Origin of the sequence: Variovorax sp. YR266 (assembly GCF_900107295.1) — a bacterium.
Classification (GTDB): Bacteria; Pseudomonadota; Gammaproteobacteria; order Burkholderiales; family Burkholderiaceae_C; genus Variovorax.
This window is the reverse complement of the sequence record NZ_FNPM01000033.1, coordinates 1-5,987: the sequence shown is the minus strand read 5'-3', so window position 1 is coordinate 5,987 and position 5,987 is coordinate 1. Positions and strand designations below refer to the sequence as shown.

At 62.6% G+C, this 5,987-nt stretch carries 3 protein-coding genes; 2 read left to right on the top strand and 1 reads right to left on the bottom strand.

The annotated features are described in order from the left end of the window. Window positions 1-709 precede the first annotated feature (709 nt). Complete coding sequence (locus tag BLW48_RS34700; RefSeq protein ID WP_093180229.1) at window positions 710-1,957, top strand: porin; 1,248 nt, start codon at window positions 710-712, stop codon at window positions 1,955-1,957. Between the two features lie 510 nt (window positions 1,958-2,467). Beyond that, window positions 2,468-3,523, top strand: a complete 1,056-nt coding sequence (locus BLW48_RS34695; RefSeq protein ID WP_093180227.1) for a LysR family transcriptional regulator — start codon at window positions 2,468-2,470, stop codon at window positions 3,521-3,523. A gap of 43 nt (window positions 3,524-3,566) precedes the next feature. Here the strand turns inward: BLW48_RS34695 and BLW48_RS34690 are convergent. Next, window positions 3,567-5,987, bottom strand: a 2,421-nt coding sequence (locus BLW48_RS34690; protein ID WP_143047876.1) for an amino acid adenylation domain-containing protein, incomplete at its 5' end; no start/stop codon positions are given.

Below are 5,987 nucleotides of genomic sequence, written 5' to 3'. Positions count from 1 at the left end.
CTCTGCAGCGTGGGGGCTATCTGGTCGAGCGCGAACGCGAAACGACCGCGCAGATCGAGCGGCGCGGTCGTGTGGTTCAAGCCGAGAGCCCAGACGGTCATGTATGTGACTGTTGAAATCGGCAACGCAGGGCGCTGCGCCCGTGCAAGGCTTGTCGCAATCCAGCTTCCCCCGGCACTGTGATGGTGCGTCACTATATGTAGTGGAAACCCGGGTGTCCACCTGGCTCGTTGCTAAGGGCCGGTCCGCGGCGTCTGACGGATATCGGCCCCAGTGCTCTTACTCGACCGGTCAGCACAGGCCGGACCTGTGGGTCAACGGCATCGCACCGCCGATTCAGGACTGCCTTGCGCACAAGGGTGTGAAGGGGGCGGAGTGGTCGACGCCAACTGCTTGATCCTGACTGTTTTCATGGTTCATCGGGCACGGCGCTTCGCTGGTGTCGTTGTTTCACGATGCGGAATCGATGGTGTTTAAGCGACGGCTGCCAGCGGATCGGCAGGGATTGGGTTTGTAGTTTCAGCACAACGGAACAGACCTTCGTCTCATCTTTTGGGGCGAATTGTTTTGCCCTGCCGCAGCGGCTCTGGTGCAATAGCATCAACTTCCCAAAAGGAGGTTGGCCCGGGGTCCGGTGGGAGCACAAAAGTGCCAGTCACGGTGAGCCCTTCGCACCGGAGCCCTATGTTTAACCTTGGAGAAACTTGCAATGAAAAAATCTCTGGTTGCTTTGGCTGCGCTGGCTGTCGCCGGTGTTGCCTCGGCTCAGTCGTCTGTCACGCTGTTTGGTGTGGTCGACGCGTCGATCAGCGGCTACTCGAGCACCTCGCGTGACCTGAACCAGGCCACGCTCCTGAACCCGTTCTATCTGAACCAAGGCAGCCGCAAGGTCAGCCGTACGGAACTGGCTAACTCGGGCTACAACTCCAGCCGTCTGGGCTTCCGTGGTACGGAAGACCTCGGTGGTGGCCTGGCAGCCAGCTTCTGGCTCGAAGCCCCGATCAGCAACGACGACGGCCAAACCGGTATTTCGACGTTCGCGCGTCGTTCGACCGTGAGCCTGTCGGGTGGTTTCGGTGAAGTTCGCCTGGGTCGTGACTACACCGCCACGTTCTGGAACGACACCGTGTTCGATCCGTTCGGCACCAACGGCGTTGGCACCAACCTGATCTTCTCGGCCAGCAACGGCCTGGGTGCTTTCAACGGCACGGCTCCCACGCCGGTTCCTGGCGTGCCTAACGTCAGCACCAGCAACTACGTCCGCGCAAGCAACGTCGTTGGCTACTTCCTGCCGCCGAACCTGGGTGGTTTCTACGGTCAAGTGCAGTACGGCTTCGCAGAGAAGACCAAGTACAGCCCTGGTCTGTCTACGCCTGATGTTGCGAACAACTCGCGTCAAGGCCGTTACGTTGGTGGCCGTTTCGGCTACGCCAACGGTCCTCTGGACGTTGCGCTGGCTTATGGCAGCAGCACCGTGGGTGATCAGTACTACGTCGGCACGACCACCAAGGTCAACACGCTGAACCTGGGCGCTTCGTATGACTTCGGTCCCGTGAAGCTGTTCGGTGAACTGTCGAAGGTCAAGAACAAGGTTGACTACGAAGTGACGCCGCTGGCTGGTGGCCGTCCTGATGTGGATGTGACCGGTTACCTGCTCGGCGCTACCGTGCCGGTCGGTGCTGGCCTGATCCGCGCTTCGTGGTCGCACGTCAAGTACGACCAGAACCTGCCTGTCAACCCGTTCGCTCTGAACCCGGGTGATCCGAAGGCCAACAAGCTGGCTCTGGGCTACGTGCACAACCTGTCGAAGCGCACGGCTCTGTACGCAACGGTCGCTCGCGTCAGCAACAAGAACGGTGCAGCTCTGACCGTTGGCGGTGCTTCGTTCGTGACCACCGGTGGCTTCACGCCCCGTTCGTCCACCGGCTACGACTTCGGTATCCGTCACGCTTTCTAATTTGACGCTGGCGTAAGCCAGCTTCGGATGAAAAGCTAAAAGCCACCCGGCGGAAGTCGGGTGGCTTTTTTGTTTTCGAGCGCATTTGGTAAGAAGAGCGGGCCCCTTCTTGCATTCGCCATTCTGCGAGTGCTCGTCGGCCGTCATGCCGGGTTTGGACTTTTGGACAGCGAGTTGCTCGACTACCGCGATTCGATATCTCCAGTCTTCGACTTTCACCCTGCAGCCTCGCTGTGAGGTGGGCGGTATTTCCTGAGAAATGAGGCCGTCGGACTTGCGCCTCGGATGGCGTCCAGGTCGACGGTTTTTCTGAATTGCCAGCCCCCCGAAAAGAGCCCGCGGGCGAATTCAGATGGACCGCAGCTGCGTGGGGCTGGATGAGGCACACTCGGGTGCGGGTGACACAGAGCGGCAGGCTTGCTGCGCTCGACCGTGTCTGCGCCCAGGCACTCTGATCGTCAGCAATAGGTCGATCAATACCCAAAAACCACTCCCAGCCCACGGCACAGCATGCAAGACGGTGAAGCGACAGCGCAGAACAAGGTGGATCTGCTCGATCTGAACGACCTCCGGATCTTTACCTACGTGGCGGTTCTCTACAGCTTCTCCGCCGCCGCGGACGAACTGGGTATCAGCAAATCGAGCGTCAGTCGCAGCATCGTGCGCCTGGAGACCCTGATGGGCACCCAACTGCTCAACCGGACCACGCGCAAGGTCAAGCTCACGCGTGCCGGGAATGTGCTCAAGGACCGGGGCGTCGACATCATGAAGCGCATCGGCGAGTCGATCGGCTACGTCGGTGACCTGGGCCTCGCCCCGCAGGGACAACTGACTGTTTGTATTGCAGCGGATGCGGGTCTGGAGGAGCAGGTGCAGCAGTCGGTGCTGCCGCGGTTTCTCGAACGGTATGAAGGTGTGAGCGTCGTTCTTCGCTCCACGGCGCAGAAGGCCGAGCTTCGTTCGGAGAACGTGGACATCGCCATTTCGAGCGGTCCCACGCACCCACCTGGATCTTCAAGGTTCGTCTCGCTGGCGCGCTGGCTCTGCGCATCCCCGGCCTATCTGGCGCGACGCGGCTTGGTTCAGACCCTGGACGACCTGGGCATGCACGACATCATCGCCACCAACGACCGGGAAACCCACTTCGCGCCAGGATTGGGCAATCTGTTCGAACTCGAGGTCTTCAAGGACGTCCGTCCGCGGCTCAACATCGATGATCTGGCAGGAGCACGCCACCTGTCCGCTCAGGGGCTGGGAATTGTCTGCCTCCCCGAACACATGTGCAGGGAGCTGGTTCGCCAGGGAGAACTGGTGCGCCAGCTCCCAGATTTGGAAATTCGTCCCCTGGACCTGAATGTCTTCTATCCAAGCAAGCGAAGTGCGGCGCCTGTGGTCAGGGCGTTTGCCGAACTGCTCAGAGCGAGCCTGAGTTCCGCCGATGTGTCCCCTGCTCTCGACGCGCCAGCTTCGTCGAACGCCGGCGCGACGGGCATACCTGGCGACACATCGGCCTTGCCCCCGTCCTCGCTCTTGTCCTCGCCACACGAGGAGCCTCGTTCTGCCTGAACCGCCCGCAAGCAGAGTCGAGGTTCATGAGATGCCGCTAGCGTCACGCAGCATCATGCTGTTCGGCCAAGTGTTGATTTCCATGGAGTCCTGACCGGCTGCTCAGTTTTACTTCGTCGGACACGCTGGATGTGTTGTGCAATGCGTGGTGCAGTTTCGAGGTAAGAACTCTGCCGATTTCGGACATAGGTTCCGGGTCAGTCATCGCGCCATGGTGGCAGGCAATTTCATAGACATTGACCTGACCCGTCACATAGGGGAGCCAGACCTCGGGGGCCGGAAGGCGGGGTGTTTCGGTTGCGACGAACAGCAGCAGATCGCCCGTGATCTTTTCGGGTCTGTAGTCCTTGAGAAGCGACACATTGTGTTTTGTCACTTCATTCATTCTTTCGATGTGGTTCTTGCTGAGGCTCGAAAGAATGGACTTTTCTGCATTGAAGGTGATTCCCTCCCGGATTCTGTCTCGGTGGAGGTAGGCCGTTTTCCGCTCGACAGGGAAGTCGAGCCTTTCGATATCGGAATGCTGATCCGGTGTCTTGAAAACGTTCGCACGCAGTGGGTAGGTATCGAGAAGAACGAGTTGGTTGTCCAGCCCGCTTTGCGCGGAGGCAAGGCGGGATATCTCAACGGCGACATACCCGCCGAACGACCAGCCGAGCAGGTTGTAGGGGCCTGAAGGCTGGATCTTCTGGATCTCCTCCAGGTAGTCTGCAGCCATCGCCTCGATCGAGTCCGGCATGAGCGCGAGGTCGGTATACCCCCGAGCCTGCAGGCCGTAGACCGGACGGTTGTTGCCAAGGTATTTGATGAGCGATCCGTAGCCCCAGCTCAATCCACCACCCGGATGGATGCAGAACAGCGGTGCGGCATCTCCCGTGGTTCGGATCGGGATCAGCGTCTCGAATGAGTCGTTCTGATCCTTCGCGTTGATCCGCTCGCTGAGCTGCGCGACGGTGGGCGCCTCGAACAGCGTACGGATGGCCAGCTCGACGTTGAGGGTGGAGCGCGCGCGGCTGATGAGCTTGGTGGCCAGCAGGGAGTGGCCGCCGAGGTCGAAGAAGTTGTCGTCGATGCCGACCTGGGGCAGGTGCAGGATCTCTGCGAAGAGGGCCGCGAGGATCTCCTCCTGAGGGGTGCGTGGGGCGCGGATGGATCGCGGAGTGAAGTCCGGGGCGGGCAGTGCCTTGCGGTCGAGCTTGCCGTTGGGGGTCAGCGGCAGAGCTTGCAGGACCACGATGGCCGCGGGGACCATGTAGTCGGGCAGGGACTGCGAGAGGCTGCGGCGCAGCGCGGCGGTGTCGATGAGGGCCTCGGTGGCCGAGTCGGCGGCCTCGGGCACCACATAGCCCACGAGCTGCTTGTGGCCGGGAGAGTCCTCGCGGGCGATGACGGCGGCCTGTGCGACCAGGGGCAGGCGTGCGAGTGCGGCCTCGATCTCGCCGGGCTCGATGCGAAAGCCTCGGATCTTGACCTGCTGGTCGGCGCGCCCGAGGAAGTCGAGCACGCCGTCTGCGCGCCAGCGTGCGAGGTCGCCGGTGCGGTACATGCGGCTGCCGGGGGCGCCCAGGGGGTTGGCGACGAATCGCTCGGCGCTCAGGCCGGGGCGGTTCAGGTAGCCGCGCGCCAGGCCGGCGCCTGCGACATAGAGCTCGCCGGGCACGCCTGCGGGCACGGGCTGCAGCAGGTCGTCCAGCACGTACACCTGCAAGTCCGGGATGCCGCGCCCGACCAGGCTGTTGGCCTCCTGCGCGGCGATGCTGCGGTCCAGCGCGATGTAGCTGACATGCACCGTCGTCTCGGTAATGCCGTACATGTTGACCAGCACCGGGGCGTTGTCGGCATGGCGGTCGTACCAGTCCTGCAGGCGGCGCAGTTCCAGGGCCTCGCCGCCGAAGATCACGCAGCGCAGCGCCAGGCCCGCGCGCAGGTGCGGCAGATCCTGGTCGGCCTGCATGAGCTGGTAGAAGGCCGAAGGCGTCTGGTTCAGCACCGTGACCTTCTCGCGCACGAGCAGCGCCAGGAACTCCGAGGGCGAGCGGCTGAGTAGGTTGGGGATGACAACCAGGCGTCCGCCGCGCAGCAGGGGTCCCCACAGCTCCCAGACCGAGAAGTCGAAGGCATGGGAGTGGAACATGGTCCAGACGTCGTCGGGGCCGAAGCGATACCAGTGCTCGGTGGCGCCCAACAGGCGCACGACGTTCTGCTGGGGAATGACGACGCCCTTGGGCCTGCCTGTGGACCCCGAGGTGTAGATGACGTAGGCGGGGTTGGAAGGGGCCAGGGGCCGGGTGCGCTGGGCGTCGGTGGGGTTGGCGCGAGAGCGTGCGGCGATGGCCTGGCTCACCGCCTGTGCATCCAGCAGCAGGGTGGGCACGCCCGCAGGCAGGAGGTCGGCGGTGGCGGAGTCGCTGATCATGCAGACCGGAGCTGCGTCCTCGAGCATGAAGGCCAGACGGTCCCTGGG